Raw genomic sequence first — 3398 nt, forward strand, 5'->3', positions numbered from 1 at the left:
ACACCCCCCACCCGGGGGCCCCCGGCCCGGGGGGCGCTAACCCCCCCCCCCCCCAACCCCCGTCGCGCTCGGCCCCGCCCCCCGGGCCCGGGGCCCCCGGGACTCAGACCGGGGCGTATGCCCGGCTTGCACTCGTGTCCCGTCCTGCGGCCCACCCGGCCCGCTGCGCGCCCGCACCCACCTGTGAAGTTCGGCCGTGGTGTCAGCAGCGGCGCGAAGCCGTACCGTCCGGTGTCGCGTTCGCCGTATCTCCTTTGCGTTTCTGATCTTGTTACTCGGGTGCCGATGGGATGGGCCTGCGCTGCCCGCCGCGTCCCCGTGGCCGGGGCCCCGGGTGGAGAGTCGGCAACCGGTGATCGGTCGGCCGTACAGCCGCCCGATCACCGGGCCCGGCCGGGTCAGCGCCAGTCGAGCCCGAGCGCGGCGAGCTGGTCGAGCTGCTCGCCGGTCAGCTTCGCCCGGCGGCTCTTGGTGTTGGAGATCCACACCCCGAGCTTCACCTCCACCGTGCCCCCGTCGCCGCCCGGGATCTCCTCCACGTGCTGGCGCGGCACGGTCACCGACCCGGCCCGCTCCCGGTACACAGCGAGCGCGACCACGCCCCGGTCGAACGCGCTCGGCTTCCCGGCGCCGGCCTTCTTCTTCGGCGCCGCCTCCCCGGCCAGGGCCGCCAGCGGCTCCACCCCGAGCGCGGCCAGGCGCCCCTGCTGCCCGTCCATCAGCCCGTGCCAGACGATGTACTGACGCTGCCGCTCCAGCCACCGACCGACATCGAGCCCGTGCACCGTCACCCCCGGCAGCAGATCGGACAACTGCGCCCCACCTTCGACGCAGTCGGCGATAGCGGCGTAGTGGCGCTGCCAGTCCAGCGGCCACCCGGGGTTCCAGTCCGGATCGATCCCGGCCAGGGCTTCCACCCGGTCCGGCCGATCCGCCAGCACACCGGGCCGGCGCTGGTTGGACAACCACTGCCCCACCGGCTTGTCCAACGCGGTGGCCGTACGGGGAGCGGCGAGGGTGCCGTGATGCTCGAAGTAGACCCGGCACGCGGCCAAGTTCTCCTCCCACGCCGCGTCCAGCGGATCCCACACCATCCCGAGCGACTCCAGCCGCTCGACCCGCTTGCCCTCCATCTCCCCAGCCGCGTACGCCTTGCGCTGCTCACTCACCCAGTGCCCCAACGGGTACATCTGATGCGGATCCAGCCCCGCCCGGGTCACCTCCCGGTGATCGAACGGCACCCGCAGATGCCCCTCCCGCCTGTAGTACTTCTCGGCCGCGGACCACCCGCGCGCCCAGTCCTGCCGCTCCGTGTCGATCACATTGAACGACACCCACCGCGCAACCATCACCGGATCCCTGGGAGCCGAGAAACGCAGCAGCATCCGGCTTTCCTCCTCACCCTCCTGCGGCTCCGAACCGATATCCATGGACGGCTCAACCACATTCGTCTGCTCGACCTGAGGAATCGCCAGCAATTCCACGGCCTCCTCATCATGAGCCCGAAGCGCCTGAAGCACACTCACCAAAGGCCGGTAACTCCCAGAGGTGAACATGTCCTGCGGTGCCTCGCCCTCCTCAAGGAACACCGGCACGATCAACGACGCCAGCTTCCCCTGACCGGGCTGCTGCCGCAGCGCCCGTCCGATCGCCTGCACGATGTCGTGCGGCGCACCCTTCGGGTCCAGCAGCGCCACCGAGTCCACCGCCCTGATGTCCACGCCCTCACCCAGCACCCGACACTGCGCCAGCACCGCCCGCCGCGCGCTGCGCCCGAACTCGGCGAGCACCCGAGCCCGTCGCTCGCCGGCGTGCTCGCCCTTAAGCCAGTCCGCCCAGACCCGCTCCGGGTAGAACTCGGGGTCACCAGCGTGCAGCTTCCCCGCCACGGCCGACAGGCCCTCCGCGAACGCCTGCGCCTCGATGATCCGATGGTGGAAGGTGATCATCGTCTGCAACCCGTGCTGCGCCATGGTGTGGAGCACGGCGGCCTGGAGCGCGCCGAGCCGCTGCCCACGGATCTCCTCCTGGCGCCGCTCGGGGCTCATCAGGCGCTCGGGGGTGACGACCGGGTCGGTGAGCTCGACCACGATGATCTGGTACCGGGCGAGAAGCCCCCGCTTCACCGCCTCGGACAGCGGCAGCTTCCACGCCACCGGCCCGAAGATCGCCTCGTCGTCCATGGACGCGGCCATCTCCTGCGGCAACCGCTCGTGCCGCTCCCCCTCCCGCAGCTCCCACGCGGGTGCCGGCCGCTCCTGCCAGATCCGCGGGGTCGCGGTGGCGTACAGGCGCCGCGCGGCCGGGATCACCGCCTGGTGGTGGATGTCCGCCCACGCCTTCCCCAGACTCCCGGACGTCCGGTGCGCCTCGTCGACCACGGCCAGGTCCAGCGATTCCAGTGCCTTGCAGTAGGCGCCCTCGAAAGCCTCCGCCAGCACACCCAGGCTGGAGTAGGTGGCGAAGATGGTCACCGGCCCGCTCCCGTGCCACATGGCCAGGCGGATCGGGTTGGTGGTGCACCGGACGTCCATCGACCACAGCTCGACGTCGTCCTGCATCCCGCACACCGCGACCGCCGGCCCCGTGTGCCCGACTTCCCGCCACGCTTTGATGGTCTGCCCCAGCAGGGCCAGCGTCGGAACCAGCACGAGCACCCGCCCGCGCGGGACGAGTCGCCGTGCGGCAGCCGCGCAGATGTACGTCTTCCCGGTCCCGCAGGCCGCGTGAATCTGCGCGCGCAGCCCGTTCGCCGGAATCACCCCGCCCGGCGGGATGTCCAGGGCGCGAATGATCGCGTCGACCGCCTCGATCTGGTGGTCACGCAACTCGATGGGCATTGCCCCGTCCCTTCATGGAGTGCCGGAGGGGATTTCCTTGACTGCACAACGCCCGCAAGAGATTCAAAACCGTGGGTGCGCCTGCAACACTGACTCTACACAGTGCATTACTGTGATGCATCAGGCTTGCTGAAGGTTCCCGATCCAGGGTGATGCGCGGTGCCATTTGGGCACGATACCATCCCCGGGATGGTATCTTCTCGGATGTTGTTGACTGTGGGAGTGAGTGGTGACGGGCGTTCAGGGTGGGCGGAGCGAAGCGGAGTCCACTGGGCTCGACGGGTGGCGTCGGCCTTGACCGACTGTGAGGTGACAGGGGGTCGGAGGTCGGGGGTGGCTTAGGATTCCTGGCCCTACACAGTGCCGCACGTGATGCACCCCGCCCCTCCCGGCCAGCTATCGGATTCCCGCTTGCGGGAATCCGGGTAAACCCGCGAAGCGGGTTTACCGTCCGCTTCTGAATTCCGCTTGCGGAATTCTATTCCCGCGCTTGCGCGGGAATTTCGCCGAAGCGAAGCGGAGGCGCGTCCTGCCCGGCGGCTTGCCGCCGGGGTACCC

The 3398-nt window shown here is 70.1% G+C and carries 1 protein-coding gene; it reads right to left on the bottom strand.

Annotated features, from left to right (window positions below; all coding sequences use genetic code 11):
• Positions 1-398: 398 nt before the first annotated feature.
• Positions 399-2840, bottom strand: coding sequence for a Helicase associated domain protein (locus ACFWPI_RS36925; protein WP_380378923.1), 2442 nt, complete (start codon positions 2838-2840; stop codon positions 399-401).
• Positions 2841-3398 lie beyond the last annotated feature (558 nt).

The organism is Kitasatospora sp. NPDC058492 (assembly GCF_042720685.1).
GTDB lineage: Bacteria > Actinomycetota > Actinomycetes > Streptomycetales > Streptomycetaceae > Kitasatospora.

Bases quoted from the DNA above. Each gene is read 5' to 3' on its own strand.
- ACFWPI_RS36925 (WP_380378923.1), bottom strand. From the start codon at position 2,840: ATGCCCATCGAGTTGCGTGACCACCAGATCGAGGCGGTCGACGCGATC.